This window comes from Vibrio porteresiae DSM 19223 (assembly GCF_024347055.1).
Taxonomy (GTDB): Bacteria; Pseudomonadota; Gammaproteobacteria; order Enterobacterales; family Vibrionaceae; genus Vibrio; species Vibrio porteresiae.
In genome coordinates this window covers 2,583,869-2,600,018 of the sequence record NZ_AP024895.1, presented here as the reverse complement: position 1 = coordinate 2,600,018, position 16,150 = coordinate 2,583,869, and the positions used below count along the sequence as shown (strand labels likewise).

Below are 16,150 nucleotides of genomic sequence, written 5' to 3'. Positions count from 1 at the left end.
CTCGCTGGAGAAACTGCAGTAAATCTAGTTAGTGAACTCAGATTTTGGCAATGTAAGGAGTGTGGATTAGTTGAGATTTATTCTATAGAGGTATGCGTAGATGACGATTTTGCAATTCGCATCACTGTTCAAGTGGATTGATTGCATAGCATTGCTTGAAATTCGCTGAATTGAGGGAATAAAAAAGGCCGCTAAGCGACCTTTTTTATGCAGCAAACACTTAGAAAGTACGGCTGTATTGCAAACCCATCAGGATAGCGTCTGCGCGAGTCTTACCCGTTACATTAGTTGTAACGTAATTGGTCGGTGAGCTTGATGATGGCAGTGTAAGCGACTCTGATACGTCGGTATCTTTACCCATCAAGTAGGTAAAACCAAAATCAATGTTGGATTTTTCATTGATTTGGTAAGTTACACCAGTCGAGAACCATTGACGATCTGAATCTGGAACAGAAATAGAGGTCACAGAATCTTGTGCGCTAGTGTCATACATGTAACCGGCACGTAGTGTCCAAGTTTTATTCAGATAGAAGGTTCCGCCAATAGCATAGTGCCAGCCATCTTTCCATTGGTAGTTTTTAGCGTAGGAAGTACTGCTTGCTGCCAGCTGGCTTTCACTAGAATCTAGGTTATCAAAATCAATTTGATCAAATGAACTCCAGCCGATCCATTGAACGCTGTAGTGCACGGCAAAACGCGTATCTTTGATACGGTGGTAGCCAGAGAATTCAGCGATATCAGGCAGCGGCAAGGTGATCTCTTGACCATTGTCGTCTTTTGCTTTGAATTCTGGACTGTGGTGATACGCCAAACCAAAACGGTTGTTTTCGTTTACTTCGTATACAGTACCAACGTTATAGCCGACAGCCCAACCATCAGCTTTGTCAACGTCAATTAAGTTGCTGCTGGATGATGGAACGGCGCGTTTCATCGTACCTTGACCATAGACTACGTCTAGTCCAGCACCAAAGCTCCACGCCTCGTTTAGACGATAAGACCCAGCCAAACCAAAGTTAAAACTTTTAACGTCGGTTAGGCCGCCATATTCCGCGGCAGAATAGCTATCGGAAAAAGAGGTTTTTGTACCGAAGTTTGTGTATGCATCAACACCCCAAGCGAATTTGTCGTTCACTGGAACAATTAGATGTAAGTTTGGTGCGATAGATGTGCTGCCAGCATCAGAATAGTCTGCATCTGATTCACTGATCTTTGTACCTAAACCTGTAATGCTACGTGAATAGGTTGCATCTTTGACTTTGATATCAGTCGTAATGGTTTCAAAACCTAAAGAGAGAGAGGTTTTGTCAAATAGTGCCATAGTGGCAGGGTTGCGAGCCATTGCAGCAGCATTGTCAGCTATTACGGCATCGCCAGCAAAAGCACGGCCAAGGCCCGTCGCAGACTGTGCGTTGAGTTGGAAACCCGCAGCAGCTGCTTGCTGTGTCGCGAGACCAACGGTCAATGCAACCAGTGTCTTTTTAAACAGACGCGTCTTCTTCATGTGTTTTTCCTATGGTTTTACGCCTCTTTTGGGCGTTAACTTGAGCAATTACTCAGTGGGTCGCTGATACTAGACGTTAGTATCCCTTTTGGCAATGCGACTAATGGGTAAAAAAACGATAAAATTGTGGAAATGATGGCGAATTGGCGTAAATGCGTCGAAAAAATCGTTTATATAGAGTAAATACTCTATCAACGTTAGGCGGTTAATGTGTGAGCGGAAATAATGTTATCGTTTACATTTTGCGGGTTATGCAGTAGTTAAAATGCATTATCTATGCACTTGAGTCACTCTTTTACTTTAAATGGTTAAAAGTGAAGTTTGGGTTGGTTTTAAATGACAAACCTTATTTGAGATGACGATGAAATTCCCTAGTTTTTAAAAGAAGAAAATAGCGAAACTTGACGTAATAAATCGTTAAGAAATGGTGTTTCACCCTTGTAAAGCACAATCTGCACAGAGATTGTTTTGAATCAATTTTAAATTTCATACCTCGAATAAATCACACTAAAATTGATCTAATTCAAATTTTGTTGTTCTGAAGCCGTTATAGTAACACTTGTCATCTAGTTAGTCCTTGTGACTAGCGTGTTGAGCAAGATGACACTTCCTTTTGAAGGCTGACTTTACTTTCTCCTAATCAGGAAACTGATTACTTTTCAATTGGCGTAAGTTAATTGCTTTATAAATTCCAACCACACAACGATTTGTGTGGTTTTTTTTTTGCCAGCAAGTTGGTGAGTTCCGCACGATCATTGAATAGTACCTATTCATACCAATTCCTATTTTTATTTAACCATATTACGCACAGAAATATTTTTCTAAGCCGACCATGCTTTATCAATATATAAATTATATTTTGTGTGGATCAATAACGGATTTACACATGTCAAAGTTAGCGTAAATAGCCAATTGAAGGGAAGGCTATAACCAATACCAATTTAAATGGTGTTGCTACTCACGTTTATTTTTACCCCAATTTGCGAAATGTAACATTCTGATTACACTTGAAGTTATTCAGGTCGGACCTTCATGTTAAGGACTTATCATGACTCATCAAGGGAATTGTGTGAAGACGCGTTCTGGAGAGCGTGTCGCCTTTGTTGCTGGGCTGCGTACACCTTTCGCTCGCCAAGGTACGGAGCTAAAAGCGCTTCCTGCTGTTGAACTCGGTAAAATGGTGGTGCGAGAATTATTGTTACGTGCCAACGTTGACCCCAAGTGGATAGACCAAGTGGTGTTTGGTCAAGTCATTCAAATGCCAGAAGCGCCTAATATTGCCCGTGAAATAGTTTTAGGTACGGGGATGGCGGTGACGACAGATGCTTACAGTGTCTCCCGTGCTTGTGCGACCAGTTTCCAAGCGGTCGCCTCTGTGGCAGAAAGCATTATGGCGGGCTCGATTCAAGCCGGGATTGCAGGTGGGGCTGATTCCAGCTCCGTATTGCCTATTGGAGTGTCAAAGCCTCTCGCGGCAGCATTGCTCGCCATGTCCAAAAAGCGAACTTGGGGCGATAAACTCTCTTTGCTGCGTCATTTGCATTTACGCGATCTTTTGCCAGTTCCACTGCCTATCGCCGATTACTCGACCGGACTTTCGATGGGACAAATTGCTGAGCAGATGGCGAAAACCCACAATATTGCACGTCAAGACCAAGATGAATTCGCCTTTCGCTCCCATCAGTTAGCTCAACAAGCATGGAGTAGCGGTGATTTGAGCCAGCAGGTGATGGTCGCTTTCCCAGAACCCTATGCCCATTGGCTTGAGCAAGATAATACGTTACGGCCAGAGAATACCCTCGATGATTACGCTATGTTGAAGCCGGTATTTGATCGTCGCTATGGGTCTGTGACGGCGGGAAATAGCTCACCTTTGACGGATGGTGGTTCGGCGGTATTACTGATGAAAGAAGGTCGAGCCAAAGAGCTTGGTTTGCCAGTGTTAGGCTATTTGCGTTCTTATGCCTTTGCCGGAATTGAAGTGCTGCAAGATATGCTGATGGGGCCTGCTTACGCTACGCCGATCGCGTTGGATCGCGCAGGCGTTACCTTAAAAGATCTGACCTTAATTGATATGCATGAAGCCTTTGCCTCACAGGTGCTTGCTAATGTACGAGCGCTAGGCAGCGATGCATTTTCTGCCGCCCATCTTGGCCGCAGTGCTCAAGTTGGTGAGGTGGATTGGGAACGCTTTAATGTCCAGGGTGGGTCGATTGCTTATGGTCACCCTTTTGCGGCGACAGGCACGAGAATGATTACTCAAACCTTATATGAATTACGTAAACGCGGTGGCGGGTTAGGGCTAACCACGGCGTGTGCTGCTGGGGGTTTAGGCGTTGCAATGGTGTTGGAGGCTGAGCTATGAACGAGCAAACCGGACTGCAATTTTCCATTGATAACCACTCTATTGCGTGGTTGTGTATCGATGTGCCTGACGAGAAAATGAATACGCTGAAGCGCGAATCGATAGAACATTTTGAGGAGATCCTAACCGATCTCGAAACTCAGCAAAATCGTGTCAAAGGGTTGATCATCTATTCGGGCAAGGCCGACAACTTCATTGCCGGTGCTGATGTCAATATGATTCACTCCTGCGCTAGCGCCAGTGAAGCGCAAGAGATTGCTTCACGTGGACAGAGATTATTTGCGCGAATTCAAGCATTGCCTTTCCCTTCGGTCGCCGCCATTCATGGTCCTTGTCTTGGTGGCGGACTAGAGTTGGCTTTGGCCTGTGATTATCGTGTTTGCTCTGATGATTCCATCACGGTGTTAGGGTTGCCTGAAGTGAAATTGGGGCTGCTGCCTGGGTCTGGTGGTACACAGCGCTTGCCAAGACTTATTGGCTTGTTGCCATCGCTGGATATGATGTTGACTGGCAAAACTGTAGCGGCAAAAAAAGCCGTTAAGTTGGGTTTAGCCGATGTGATGGTCGCTAATAGCGTATTGTTGGACGTTGCTCAGCTTTGGCTGGAGCATAAAAGGGTGTCCCAAACTCTGCCTTGGTTTGAACGTCTTTTGGCGCGATCTCAATGGATAAGACAATGGGTGTTGGATAAAGCCCAAGCCCAAGCGTTCAAGAAAGGACGTGGTAACTATCCCGCGATTGATGCCATCTTGGATGTCATTGGTCAGGGCAGTAAAGCGGGTTTTGAGAAAGGACTAGAGCTAGAAGCGCTTAAATTTGGTGAGTTGGTGATGACCAAGCAATCCAAAGCGCTGCGTAAGCTCTTCTTTGCGACCACTCAGCTGAAAAAAGAGCAGCAAGGAGCGGAAGCTGCTAGAGAGTTGACTCATGCGTTGGTGCTAGGCGGTGGGTTTATGGGGGCGGGCATCAGTTACGTCAGCGTTGCTAAAGCTGGAATGAATGTACGCATCAAAGATGTGGCAAATCAGGGCATTGCTTCTGCGTTACGCTACAGTTATGAAAGATTAGCCCAGCAGCAACAGCGCGGGAAGATCACCTCTTATCAGATGCGAAATGTCATGTCGCGTCTTTCGGGGAGTACCGAATTTAATACTCTGGATCGTTGTCAGTTAGTAATTGAAGCAGTATTTGAAGATATCGAACTGAAGCAGCAGATGGTGCAAGAGATTGAAACCCGCTCAACTCACAATGAGCAATTAGTGTTTGCCTCTAATACCTCCTCGATCCCCATTCACGCGATTGCAGCAAACGCTGCACATCCTGAACGAATTATTGGTCTGCATTACTTTAGTCCAGTGGATAAAATGCCATTGGTTGAAGTGATTCCACACGCGAAAACTTCACCCGAAGCGATTCAACTGGCGGTGAGTTTTGCTAGACGCCAAGGTAAAACGCCAATAGTGGTGAAAGACAGTGCGGGATTCTACGTTAACCGCATTTTGGCACCTTACATGAATGAAGCGGCGCAATTAATGATGGATGGTGAACCCATCGACGAGATTGATTCTGCGTTGGTGAACTTCGGTTTTCCTGTCGGGCCAATTACTTTGTTAGATGAGGTTGGGATTGATATTGGCGCAAAAGTGATTCCAAACTTAGTCGACAATCTCGGTCCTCGTTTTTCCGGTCCCGATATTTTTGAGCCTTTGTTAGCTAGTGGTCGGTTAGGGCGCAAAGTGGGGAAAGGGTTTTATGTTTATCGGCAAGGTGAACGAAAAGAGGTTGATCGTAAGGTTTATCGAATGTTTGGGTTATCAACGGAAACCCATTTAACGCCCAAAACGATTTCGCTGCGCTGCGTGTTACCTATGCTCAATGAAGCAGTGCGCTGTTTAGACGAACAGGTGATCGCTTCTGCACGCGATGGTGACGTTGGTGCTATCTTTGGGATCGGTTTCCCGCCGTTTTTAGGGGGGCCTTTCTCCTATATGGACCAGCTTGGGTTACCCAAAGTTATTGACTTGATGAACCGATATTGTGAGTTGTATGGGCCTCGTTTTGCACCGTGCAGCGGATTACTCGATAGAGCGGGTAAAGGAGAGCACTTTTATTAGCTTATGCTTTAGCGGTATAAAAACGGCGGTTTAAATCGGAATTAGAATGTAAAAGGCGAGTGTATCACTCGCTTTTTTTGTTATGAAATTGCTAAGCTATGTCACTATTATCAATAAGTGGTATAAAACTGGCTGAATAAACAGCAGTTGGTATTGTAACTCGATGTTAGGAATGGTTATGGACGCTCTTGAATTACTGTTAAATCGCCGCTCAATGGCAAAACTGGAGGCCCCTGCTCCAGAAGGTAAAGCTCTCGAAAATATTATTCGTGCCGGTCTGAGGGCTCCTGACCACGGTAATTTAACTCCGTGGCGCTTTGTGATTGCTCAAGGGAGTGGGTTACAAAAACTCTCTGCTATTTTGGTTAAAGCGGCCGTTGCGGATAACAGTGATGAAGCGGTGATCACGAAAGTGAAAAATGCACCGTTTCGCGCCCCAATGGTGATAACCGTTATTGCTAAAGTGACACCACACGTGAAAGTGCCAGCGATTGAACAACACTTGTCAGCTGGCTGTGCGGTTCAAGCAATGCAGATGGCAGCAGTTGCCCAGGGCTTCCAAGGTATTTGGCGTTCTGGTAACTGGATGTTCCACCCAGAAGTGCGTTCAGCCTTTGGTGTGGAAGGAGAAGATGAGATTGTCGGCTTCCTCTATTTGGGCACGCCAATGGGAACTGAAATGCCAGCACCGGCTCGTTCCTTAGGGGATTTTGTCGAATATTTGTAATGTAAGAAGGGCCATTAGGCCCTTCTTCGTTGTTGCATACTGATGATGATCAGTGGATGTGGTAGCCAATCACAAAGTCGATAAACAGACGCACTTTTTCTGGTAAGTGGTCTTTGTGGTTGTAAAGCATATAGATATCACGAGGGTTGGCCGACCAGTCGCTCAGTACGCGCACCAACGCGCCGGACTGAATGTACTGTTCTAACATGACATCTGGCATCAAGGTAATACCTAATCCTTGAGAGCAGGCGTGACGTACTACATCAATCGTGTTGGCTTGGAAACGTGCTTTATCCAAGTTAACGACAGTTTCACCTTTGCTATCGGTGAGCTGCCATTTAATCAATGGGTACCCTTTCAGCAGAGAGTGTTGTGTGAGATCTTCTGCATGAGTAGGGGTTGGGTTTCTCGCTAAGTAGTCAGGACTTGCGACCAAAATGTCCTTAACTTCGCTGATTTTACGGGCAATTAGACTTGAGTCTCGCTGTGGACCAACGCGGAAGATGACATCCCATTCAGTTGGGTCAAGTTGGTCCGCGTGATTGCTGGTGGTAAGTTCAATGTTGATTTCTGGGAAAGCACGCATGAAATCAATAAACATTGGCATCATCAAACGGCGAGTAAGGTTTGACGGAGCAGAAATTTTAATTTTCCCTGAGGCACCACGGCATTCATCGGTGATCTCTTCAGCCATAGAAGCAAGGCGCTCTAGCAGAGGAGAACATTCACCAAAGAAACGCTCACCGGCTTCAGTAAGAGACAGCTTACGAGCATGGCGATTCAATAGTCTTAGATTCAACGAATCTTCAAGCGCTTGAATGCGTCGGGTAATGGTGGCTACAGGGATCATAGTTTTGCGTGAAGTAGCGGTGTAGCTGCCATTTTCGACAACCAGTCGAAAGAGGTTTAGGTCATCTAATTTCATAGTTCCTGACACATTATTTTACAAGAAGGAGTAATTTATACGCATATAGGACATCAAAGTTTGAGACATATCAACGACTAGTATGATATGCCATATTCCGTACGTATAGTTTGCAACTATACGGAAATCCGGAATATTTGTATAAATGTTATTTCAAGACTACCTTAATAGGTAACGTATGAAACTATCCTATAACAATAAAAAATTTTGTGAACAGGAAGAGCATAGTGAGGTTGAAGCTATGTATAAAGAAATTCGGATTGATGATGAAGCGAATGCGCTTGTGTCTGAAGCTGTTCAACCTAAGGTCATCATGGTCGTTGATGATGATCCGATCTTTCGCCGTATCACTCGTGGATATTTAGTCGCTCAAGGCTATATCGTTATTGAAGCCGAAGATGGTTTGGATGGGCTGCGCAAACTGAAAGAAACGCCCCCAGACCTTGTTCTTTGTGACTTATCCATGCCAGTGTTAAACGGGATTGAGTTTGTTGAAGAGGTGAGCATTGCTTATCCATCACTTCCTTTAATTGTGGTTTCTGCTACGGAAGATATGTCCGATGTAGCGAAAGCATTGAAATTTGGTATTAAGGACTTTTTGCCCAAGCCGATCAGTAATCATCAACATTTAGCCTGTGCCATTGAGAGCACGCTGGAAGATACTCAGAATACTCTGTCGGATCAGCGTGATTTTTCAAGTCAATGGTTCCGTGTCGATGGTGGTGGTGAGATGCCAGAAGAGCGAGAGCTTCACTGGCACCTAGATTATTTGCGTAAAAATCCTAACGCAGCCAAAGAGTTATTACATGCACTTTTACCAGAGAATGACAGTTCTCAAGGCGCATGGCACTGCAGTTACCGTTTGTTGCAGTCGACAGAAAGTTTACCGCTCGTGTTTGATTACAGTTGGCTTATGAGTGGTCAAATGGCGTTTTACATTATCGACTCTGCCAGCGGTGAGGAGCGAGGTGTTGGCACGACGTTGCTAGTTAGAGCGTTGTTTCATGATTATTTGCGTAACTTACGTAGCTCGAGTGTTGATTTGAAAGACATTGCGACTATTTTGGAACGCGGAATCGGCTGTTCTGAGTGCGCTCAGCCTGTGTCTGCCTTGTTTGGTTTGGTGGATTTTAATGATGCTAGTTTGTCAATTTTGCCAGCAGGTTTAGATTGCCATTGGTCAAATGGAAATAAGCAAATGCATATTTCAGGTGATGTGCAGTTAGGTAACCAGTGCCTGAAAAACTTCTTGGTCAAAGAGCTGCAAATTCGCCAAGGGTGTAAGCTCACCTTACATAGCATCGGTTCAAGTAGCTTTAGTTTTGATATTTTTACCGAGCAAGACCATTACGAAATCTAAGCTCAATTTATTGTCTAAGTTTAATCTATTGTGGCGCGATTCTGAGTCACCGCTCAGAATTCGCCGCCCCTAACTCTCAATTGTAACTGTATCTTTCCCGTCTAAAGACATTCTTTGTTTCTCTGGTTAGCATGAGCCACGTGATTGATAGAACTTGGTATAGAGCAAATGATTCAAAAATGGTTACTGACTGGAGCGGGGAGTATTGCCATCCTACTTGGCGTGGCTGGGATCTTTTTGCCCTTGTTACCCACGACCCCATTTTTGCTCTTAGCGAGCTACTGCTTTATGAAGAGCAGCCCTCGATGTCACCGCTGGTTACATCAACATAAAATCTTTGGTCCCATTCTAACCACATGGCAAGAGCAGCGAGCTGTATCAAAAGTAGTCAAACAACGCGGTGCGATAATGATCTCACTAAGTTTTTGTTTTTCCATTTATATTGTGCCGAATATATGGCTCAAAGGGCTACTTTTTGTGGTTTTTGTGATTCTGATAAGCTGGTTTCTTAAGCTACCGACGCACGAGCTTGTTGCTAACAGGCGCGAAAATCACTAGCATTATGAGGAAGTGTGCCCACTCTTCGAGTGGGCGTTTGTTTTTTCAGCGTCTGGAAATCTTTAGATTACGGGCGAAGAATTTTAAACAGCAATGTTGTGAGTATTCACAGGAGCATTGTCTCAATCGAAGTTAATGTAATTATGACAACCGAAACTCTTTCACTTATCAAATCAAGCATTAAAAGTATCCAAGACTATCCAAAGCCAGGGATCTTGTTCCGTGACGTAACCAGTCTGCTAGAAGATGCAGAAGCCTACCGCGCGACAATCCAATTGCTAGTGGACAAATATAAAGCAATGGGCTTTACCAAAGTTGTGGGTACTGAAGCTCGTGGTTTCCTATTTGGTGCACCATTGGCGCTTGAATTGGGTGTGGGTTTTGTACCTGTCCGTAAACCAGGCAAATTGCCACGGAAAACAATCGCTCAAACCTACGATTTGGAATACGGTACTGATACACTGGAAATCCATGTTGATGCGATCAAGCCAGGTGACAAAGTGCTTGTCGTTGATGATCTACTTGCAACAGGTGGTACTATCGAAGCCACAACGAAACTGATCCGCCAATTGGGTGGTGAAGTAGAGCATGCTGCATTTGTTATCAACCTACCAGAAATTGGTGGTGACAAGCGTTTGGAAAGTTTAGGCTTAAACGTTTACAGCATCTGTGAATTCGAAGGCCACTAAACACCCAAAACGGAAGTATTCATGAGTTATCTCGCTCTTGCGCGTAAATGGAGACCAACTCGATTCAGTGAAGTCGTAGGTCAATCCCATGTTTTAACCGCTTTAGAAAACGCCCTGACGCAAAATAGGCTGCATCATGCCTATCTGTTCAGCGGGACTCGAGGCGTAGGGAAAACCTCAATCGCTCGACTCTTTGCTAAAGGACTCAATTGCGAAACAGGTATTACCGCCAATCCTTGTGGTCAATGCGCTACGTGTCGAGAAATCGACCAAGGACGTTTTGTTGATCTTTTAGAGATCGATGCGGCGTCTCGCACTAAAGTTGAAGATACGCGTGAGTTGCTAGATAACGTGCAATACAAGCCTGCGCGTGGTCGTTTTAAAGTCTATTTGATTGACGAAGTGCACATGCTCTCTCGTCACAGCTTTAACGCCTTGCTTAAGACGTTAGAAGAACCACCTGAATATGTGAAGTTTCTTCTTGCGACCACGGATCCGCAAAAGTTACCGGTGACCATTTTGTCCCGGTGTTTGCAATTTCATTTAAAGCCAATTGGTGTGGATGCGATTTCACAGCAATTGACGCATATCTTAACGCAAGAACACATTGCCAGTGAGCCTCGTGCTTTAGCGATGCTTGCTCATGCTGCAGACGGCAGTATGCGTGATGCTTTGAGTCTGACTGACCAAGCCATCGCGTTAGGTAATGGCAACGTTCAAGCGGATATTGTGACCCATATGTTGGGCACGCTCGATACCGATCAAGCCCTGAATTTATTGCTTGCTATTGGCTCTTATTCAACACAAACGGTGATGGACACTCTGCAGTCTTTCGCGGAAATCGGAGTGGAGTGGGATGGGTTACTGCAGCAGTTAGCCAGTCAACTGCACCGTGTGGCCATGGCTCAGGCACTACCATCGACGTTAGATAAAGATCTGCCAGATGCGGATAAAGTGCGTGCGATTGCACAAATGCTCTCGCCACAAGATGTACAGCTTTACTACCAAATCGCGTTGAAAGGTCGCCAAGATCTACCGCTGTCACCAACAGCACGGATTGGGATCGAGATGATTGCTCTGCGTATGATGGCATTTCGTCCTGCATCTCCAACCGCGCAAGCCATTGTGGCTAAGCCTGAAGCCGCATCTGTGACGGCGCCTACGCCAGTTGCAGCGCGACCTGCTGCACCTCAAACACCGATGAATTCGGGGGCACAGGCTGCACCGCAGGTTGCTCAGATGCCTTCGGCATCTCCTGCGTTGAATGCTCCTGCTCAACCACAACCTGCGATGGCGGCACCTCAATCGGTACCTGCACCTCCATACGCATCAGCTCCAGCTCCAGCTCCAGCGCCTGTAGCCCCTCAACCGGCAAAGGTAGCGGAAGAGCAGCGACCTTCAGAGATTGGTAGCCTGCGTCACCAGTTACGTTCGCAACGTAAGGGACTGGCGGCTAAAGGAGAGACAGGCACAAAAAAGGCTCAAGCGACATCTGACAAGCCAACCACGGTCATTGAGCGTGTTGCTCAACGTGGACAAGTCAGTCAACCTACTCAGGTGTCGCCAGACTATGCCTTTGACGATACAGATGTTGATCAAGACGAGATCATGGATGAGCAAGATTACCAGTGGCGCTTTTCCCAACCAGAAATGCGCACTGAGAAAAAATCTGAGCTCACACCAACTGAATTAAAACGAGCTCTTGAACATGAAAAGACGCCAGCGATGGCACAGAAATTGGTTCAAGAGTCCGTACAGCAGAGTGAATGGGCAGCGCTCATTGCTAAGCTAGATACGGCGAAGCTGGTTGAACAGCTGGCGCTGAATTCGTTTTATCGTAAGGATGGAACGTCAATCGAGCTTGTATTGCGCCCAACTCATGCTCACCTCAATAATGACAAAGCACAAAGTGAACTTCTTCAAGCGATCAATGACCAACTTGGAGAGCAGTGCCATTTGAGCGTCAACATTGGTGAAGAAGGTGAGACCCCTCTAGAATTGAGAGAGCGTTTGTACCAAGGTAAGTTATCCCAAGCGATGGATAGCCTAGCCAGTGACCCGAATGTCCACTTTATTGAGCAACGCTTTCAAGCGGTGCTAGATAAAGAGAGTGTGCGACCTGTTTAACCGGAGTGGGGTTGTTTTTTTCAATAATCACCCCCACTTAATGTGCAACAATTCAAGACGAAACCAGAGAGAATAGAATGTTTGGTAAAGGCGGAATGGGCAACCTGATGAAGCAAGCCCAGCAAATGCAAGAGCGTATGCAAAAGCTTCAAGAAGAAATTGCAAACATGGAAGTCACCGGTGAATCTGGTGCTGGTCTTGTAAAAATTACTATCACTGGTAGTCACAGTGTACGTCGCGTTAACATCGATGAAAGCTTGATGGAAGACGACAAAGAGATGTTAGAAGACTTGATCGCAGCTGCATTTAACGATGCTGCTCGTCGTGTTGAAGAGACTCAAAAAGAAAAAATGGCCTCTGTGACTGGCGGCATGCAATTGCCACCAGGCATGAAACTACCTTTCTAATAACAGCGAAGGTTATTCATGCGAACCAGTCCTATGCTGGAACAATTGATGGAGGCTTTACGTTGTCTACCTGGGGTTGGCCCCAAGTCGGCGCAACGTATGGCCTTTCATTTGTTACAGCGCGATAGAAAAGGCGGACTTCAGTTAGCGGATGCGTTAAGTAAAGCGATGGTGGAAATTGGTCACTGTCGTGAATGCCGAACGTTCACCGAAGAAGAAGTGTGCAATATCTGTAATAATCCAAAACGTTGTGAAAACGGTCAGCTTTGCGTGGTGGAAAGTCCCGCCGACATCGCTGCATTAGAAGCAACGGGTCAATATTCTGGGCGCTACTTTGTGCTAATGGGGCATTTATCGCCACTTGATGGTATTGGCCCTAGCGACATCGGTTTGGATGTCTTGGATTTTCGCTTGCAACAAGGTGGTATTAGCGAAGTGATTTTGGCGACTAACCCAACTGTAGAAGGGGAAGCAACCGCTCACTATATCGCTGAACTGTGTCGTGAACACGGTGTGACGGCCAGTCGTATTGCTCACGGGGTTCCTGTGGGTGGTGAACTGGAGCTGGTGGATGGTACAACCTTGTCTCACTCTCTCTTAGGTCGTCATAAACTCTGAGTTTGATGCGCCAATTATTGAGAGACTCAATACTAAAAATCCTCCCAAGTGGAGGATTTTCTATTTCTGCAGACCTTGCAAACTCAGTAGATTTACGTCAGCGATTCCAGCTCGGTAATGATGGTTATCGCCTGTTGATTAGAGCTACCGCAGATATCGGGATCGGCTTTGAAATGGTGACAGACTGCGGGACGCTCTGGTTTACCAAATAGCTTGCACAGATTTTCTTCATTCAGTTGAATGCAGCGCACGCCAGCAGGTTTGCCATTAGGCATACCGGGAATTGGGGATGAAATACTAGGCGCAATACAACATGCACCACAGCCAAGTCGACAATCCATCTTATACCTATACTTGAATGCGATCTGAGAATCAAAGGGCGCAAATCCTACCAGAAAATGAGGACAGGATCGATATGCACTTGCGACTGTTCTGGCAAGATGGTTGCACTTTCACGCGAGGACGGGTATAAATGCCGTCCAAATTTTTACCTTAATCAAACGAGAATTCCTATGACACACGCTTTTTGGCAAACCAAATCTCTAGAACAGATGACGGAAGAAGAGTGGGAATCTCTATGTGATGGTTGTGGTAAATGCTGTCTGCATAAGTTGATGGATGAAGATACCGACGAGGTTTACTACACCAACGTCGCGTGTAGCCTGCTAGATAATCAAACTTGCAGTTGTAAAGATTACCCAAATCGCTTTGCCTCAGGTGAGGAATGCACCAAGCTCACACGTGAGCGCATCGATGAGTTTAACTGGTTACCAGAAACTTGCGCTTATCGTTTGTTGTCACAAAAAGAACCGCTACCAGAATGGCATCCACTTATCACTGGCTCAAAAGACGCGATGCATCATTGTGGCGAAAGCGTACGTAATAAAGTGGTTTACGAAATTGACGTGATCGATTGGGAGGACCACATTTTGAACCACCCGAATTTGGGCCATTAAACTCGAACTGGGTTATTAAACCCCGGTTTTAGGTTCATAAATAGTCGCAATTTCTATTATTGATGTTGAAATGAATTCACCATTTTTATCAAAGGTGAAAAAAGTGTTCTTCAATATTTACCACCGCACTATCCTCGACTAGCTTTAAAGTAGACTTGTTACTCGATTTGCCTCTTTGAGGTTGCTGATTGGATAGTGATCGTTGACCTAAGCCCACCCCTGTGGGCATTTTTCTTGTACAGAGAAAACCCCCAGCTTGGCTGGGGGGTTCCGTTGAGCTTATAGCTATAAGTCAGTTATAAAACCCCTTTCAATTTGTTAGAAATACCTTGTGGTCTGGCAACTACAAGAGTTAATCAGAAATTGAAAGGGGGTCCCAATATGGGGGACGAGAAGAGCTTAGCTCACACAAGATGGAACTGTAAATATCATATAGTATTCGCACCCAAATATAGAAGGCAGGTGTTCTACGGTGAAAAACGTCGAGCAGTTGGAGAAATCTTGCGAAAGCTATGTGAATGGAAAGACGTGAATATACTCGAGGCTGAATGCTGTAAAGATCATGTTCATATGCTTTTAGAAATCCCACCGAAGTTGAGTGTTTCAGGTTTTATGGGATATTTAAAAGGTAAAAGTAGTTTGATGCTCTATGAGCGATTTGGGGATTTGAAGTTCAAATACCGAAATCGAGAATTTTGGTGCCGGGGTTATTACGTTGATACAGTCGGCAAAAATACAAGCCAGATCCAAAGTTACATCAAGCATCAATTAGATCAAGATAAAATGGGAGAGCAACTGTCGATCCCATATTCAGGTAACCCGTTTACGGGTCGCAAGAAATAGTCATATGCAAATGTCAGATCACGATGCGCCTGCTAGGGCGCTGCTGGTAGGAGAGCCTTATAGGCGCATATGAAAAACCTCCGGCTATGCCGGAGGATATTTTTTTTCCTTGGACTCATGTGTCTGTGTGTCTAAATAGTGAAAAGCAAAAAGAGAAGCCAAGGCTTCTCTTTTCGTTGTGGTTAGCATTTTTCTATTTCGCTAACCGGCTGCAAACTAGCGCTACTTAATACCATATTTTTTCAATATGGCATCGAACGTTCCATTTTGTTTGATTTCAGCAATTCCTTTCTCATATGCGTCGATGTATTTTTGAGAATTAGGATTGGCGATGCCAGAGGTCACGTGCACAGGATTGCGCGACATGGATTTTTGGGTGAAAGCAAACTGAGAAGAATCGATACCTTGTTCTTTCATAATCGATAGCGACACAATTTTATCTTTGACCGTTAAATCGATACGCTTAGATAAAAGCTTTTTCAAGTTAGTGGCAAGGTCGCCAGATTCTGGACGGTTGAACCCTGTGTCGGCCATAAATTCACCGTCATAACCGTAACCACGCACGATACCCACGTTTAATCCTTTAAGGCTGGCTAATCCGTCGTATTCAAAAGGGTTATCTGCCAGCTTAATAAAGCTCAGCTCATTTTCGATGTAGGGAGAGCTGTATCTTAGATAAGCCGTTCTCTCTTTGGTGTACCAGGTTGCGGGCAGCAAATCGACACGGCCGTTTTTCACTTCGTCCAAGGCACGTGCCCACGGCATGATTTTAAATTGTACATCATAGCCTTGGGTCTTCATCGCTGCGGTGACCACTTCGACTGAAATACCCGGCATATTGGGGTCACTCGTAATGAAGGGTGGCCACGGATCTTGCGATGCAGTAATGGTAGCAGCGAAGCTCATCGGTATGGCGAGCAACCAGCTCAGGATTAAACCCAAAGAAAATTTCATACTCAC

Annotated in this window: 15 protein-coding genes; 11 read left to right on the top strand and 4 right to left on the bottom strand. The window is 45.4% G+C overall.

Going from position 1 to position 16,150, the window contains the following annotated elements; translation table 11 throughout:
• Window positions 1–220 precede the first annotated feature (220 nt).
• Window positions 221–1,501 carry an outer membrane protein transport protein gene (locus tag OCV11_RS11875; RefSeq protein ID WP_261893063.1) on the bottom strand — a complete coding sequence of 427 codons (1,281 nt, stop codon included), beginning with the start codon at window positions 1,499–1,501 and terminating at the stop codon, window positions 221–223.
• Window positions 1,502–2,549: 1,048 nt separating this feature from the next.
• On the opposite strand from OCV11_RS11875, the gene fadI reads away from it, so the two are divergent.
• From fadI to OCV11_RS11860, 3 genes are all read left to right on the top strand, one after another.
• Window positions 2,550–3,866 (top strand): acetyl-CoA C-acyltransferase FadI, encoded by a 1,317-nt coding sequence (gene fadI, locus OCV11_RS11870; RefSeq protein WP_261893062.1) that lies wholly within the window; start codon window positions 2,550–2,552, stop codon window positions 3,864–3,866.
• Window positions 3,863–5,980, top strand: coding sequence for a fatty acid oxidation complex subunit alpha FadJ (gene fadJ / locus OCV11_RS11865; protein ID WP_261893061.1), 2,118 nt, complete (start codon window positions 3,863–3,865; stop codon window positions 5,978–5,980). Before fadI ends, fadJ begins: the two co-directional genes overlap by 4 nt.
• A gap of 178 nt (window positions 5,981–6,158) precedes the next feature.
• Entirely contained in the window at window positions 6,159–6,707 is a 549-nt protein-coding gene (locus OCV11_RS11860) for an NAD(P)H nitroreductase (protein ID WP_261893060.1), read from the top strand.
• A gap of 49 nt (window positions 6,708–6,756) precedes the next feature.
• Here OCV11_RS11860 and OCV11_RS11855 read toward each other — a convergent pair whose 3' ends face one another.
• Window positions 6,757–7,632, bottom strand: a complete 876-nt coding sequence (locus tag OCV11_RS11855) for a LysR family transcriptional regulator (protein WP_261893059.1) — start codon at window positions 7,630–7,632, stop codon at window positions 6,757–6,759.
• Window positions 7,633–7,873: 241 nt separating this feature from the next.
• On the opposite strand from OCV11_RS11855, the gene OCV11_RS11850 reads away from it, so the two are divergent.
• The 6 genes from OCV11_RS11850 (at window position 7,874) to recR (ending at window position 13,391) form a co-directional block, all read left to right on the top strand.
• A complete protein-coding gene (locus tag OCV11_RS11850; protein ID WP_261893058.1) occupies window positions 7,874–8,992 on the top strand; it encodes a response regulator in 1,119 nt (372 codons plus the stop codon).
• Window positions 8,993–9,160: 168 nt separating this feature from the next.
• On the top strand, window positions 9,161–9,550 hold the full coding sequence (locus OCV11_RS11845) for a YbaN family protein (protein ID WP_261893057.1): 390 nt from the start codon (window positions 9,161–9,163) through the stop codon (window positions 9,548–9,550).
• Window positions 9,551–9,693: 143 nt separating this feature from the next.
• Window positions 9,694–10,239, top strand: a complete 546-nt coding sequence (apt, locus tag OCV11_RS11840) for an adenine phosphoribosyltransferase (RefSeq protein WP_261893056.1) — start codon at window positions 9,694–9,696, stop codon at window positions 10,237–10,239.
• A 21-nt stretch (window positions 10,240–10,260) separates the two neighbouring features.
• A complete protein-coding gene (dnaX, locus tag OCV11_RS11835) occupies window positions 10,261–12,366 on the top strand; it encodes a DNA polymerase III subunit gamma/tau (protein ID WP_261893055.1) in 2,106 nt (701 codons plus the stop codon).
• Window positions 12,367–12,443: 77 nt separating this feature from the next.
• Complete coding sequence (locus OCV11_RS11830; RefSeq protein WP_261893054.1) at window positions 12,444–12,773, top strand: YbaB/EbfC family nucleoid-associated protein; 330 nt, start codon at window positions 12,444–12,446, stop codon at window positions 12,771–12,773.
• Window positions 12,774–12,791: 18 nt separating this feature from the next.
• Window positions 12,792–13,391: a recombination mediator RecR gene (gene recR / locus OCV11_RS11825; protein ID WP_261893053.1), complete on the top strand. Its 600-nt coding sequence runs from the start codon at window positions 12,792–12,794 to the stop codon at window positions 13,389–13,391.
• A 92-nt stretch (window positions 13,392–13,483) separates the two neighbouring features.
• Here recR and OCV11_RS11820 read toward each other — a convergent pair whose 3' ends face one another.
• The gene (locus OCV11_RS11820) at window positions 13,484–13,732 is read right to left on the bottom strand and encodes a YkgJ family cysteine cluster protein (RefSeq protein WP_261893052.1); all 249 of its coding nucleotides are present in this window, start codon (window positions 13,730–13,732) and stop codon (window positions 13,484–13,486) included.
• 171 nt (window positions 13,733–13,903) lie between these two features.
• On the opposite strand from OCV11_RS11820, the gene OCV11_RS11815 reads away from it, so the two are divergent.
• Window positions 13,904–14,347 carry a YcgN family cysteine cluster protein gene (locus tag OCV11_RS11815; RefSeq protein ID WP_261893051.1) on the top strand — a complete coding sequence of 148 codons (444 nt, stop codon included), beginning with the start codon at window positions 13,904–13,906 and terminating at the stop codon, window positions 14,345–14,347.
• 381 nt (window positions 14,348–14,728) lie between these two features.
• Window positions 14,729–15,190 (top strand): IS200/IS605 family transposase, encoded by a 462-nt coding sequence (gene tnpA / locus OCV11_RS11810; RefSeq protein WP_261893050.1) that lies wholly within the window; start codon window positions 14,729–14,731, stop codon window positions 15,188–15,190.
• Window positions 15,191–15,412: 222 nt separating this feature from the next.
• Here tnpA and OCV11_RS11805 read toward each other — a convergent pair whose 3' ends face one another.
• Complete coding sequence (locus OCV11_RS11805; RefSeq protein ID WP_261893049.1) at window positions 15,413–16,144, bottom strand: substrate-binding periplasmic protein; 732 nt, start codon at window positions 16,142–16,144, stop codon at window positions 15,413–15,415.
• Window positions 16,145–16,150: the final 6 nt, after the last annotated feature.

What these genes read in the sequence shown, in the direction of transcription:
- OCV11_RS11875 (WP_261893063.1), bottom strand. Translation starts at nt 1,501, where the DNA reads ATGAAGAAGACGCGTCTGTTTAAAAAGACACTGGTTGCATTGACCGTT.
- fadI (WP_261893062.1), top strand. Translation starts at nt 2,550, where the DNA reads ATGACTCATCAAGGGAATTGTGTGAAGACGCGTTCTGGAGAGCGTGTC.
- fadJ (WP_261893061.1), top strand. Translation starts at nt 3,863, where the DNA reads ATGAACGAGCAAACCGGACTGCAATTTTCCATTGATAACCACTCTATT.
- OCV11_RS11860 (WP_261893060.1), top strand. Translation starts at nt 6,159, where the DNA reads ATGGACGCTCTTGAATTACTGTTAAATCGCCGCTCAATGGCAAAACTG.
- OCV11_RS11855 (WP_261893059.1), bottom strand. Translation starts at nt 7,632, where the DNA reads ATGAAATTAGATGACCTAAACCTCTTTCGACTGGTTGTCGAAAATGGC.
- OCV11_RS11850 (WP_261893058.1), top strand. Translation starts at nt 7,874, where the DNA reads ATGTATAAAGAAATTCGGATTGATGATGAAGCGAATGCGCTTGTGTCT.
- OCV11_RS11845 (WP_261893057.1), top strand. Translation starts at nt 9,161, where the DNA reads ATGATTCAAAAATGGTTACTGACTGGAGCGGGGAGTATTGCCATCCTA.
- apt (WP_261893056.1), top strand. Translation starts at nt 9,694, where the DNA reads ATGACAACCGAAACTCTTTCACTTATCAAATCAAGCATTAAAAGTATC.
- dnaX (WP_261893055.1), top strand. Translation starts at nt 10,261, where the DNA reads ATGAGTTATCTCGCTCTTGCGCGTAAATGGAGACCAACTCGATTCAGT.
- OCV11_RS11830 (WP_261893054.1), top strand. Translation starts at nt 12,444, where the DNA reads ATGTTTGGTAAAGGCGGAATGGGCAACCTGATGAAGCAAGCCCAGCAA.
- recR (WP_261893053.1), top strand. Translation starts at nt 12,792, where the DNA reads ATGCGAACCAGTCCTATGCTGGAACAATTGATGGAGGCTTTACGTTGT.
- OCV11_RS11820 (WP_261893052.1), bottom strand. Translation starts at nt 13,732, where the DNA reads ATGGATTGTCGACTTGGCTGTGGTGCATGTTGTATTGCGCCTAGTATT.
- OCV11_RS11815 (WP_261893051.1), top strand. Translation starts at nt 13,904, where the DNA reads ATGACACACGCTTTTTGGCAAACCAAATCTCTAGAACAGATGACGGAA.
- tnpA (WP_261893050.1), top strand. Translation starts at nt 14,729, where the DNA reads ATGGGGGACGAGAAGAGCTTAGCTCACACAAGATGGAACTGTAAATAT.
- OCV11_RS11805 (WP_261893049.1), bottom strand. Translation starts at nt 16,144, where the DNA reads ATGAAATTTTCTTTGGGTTTAATCCTGAGCTGGTTGCTCGCCATACCG.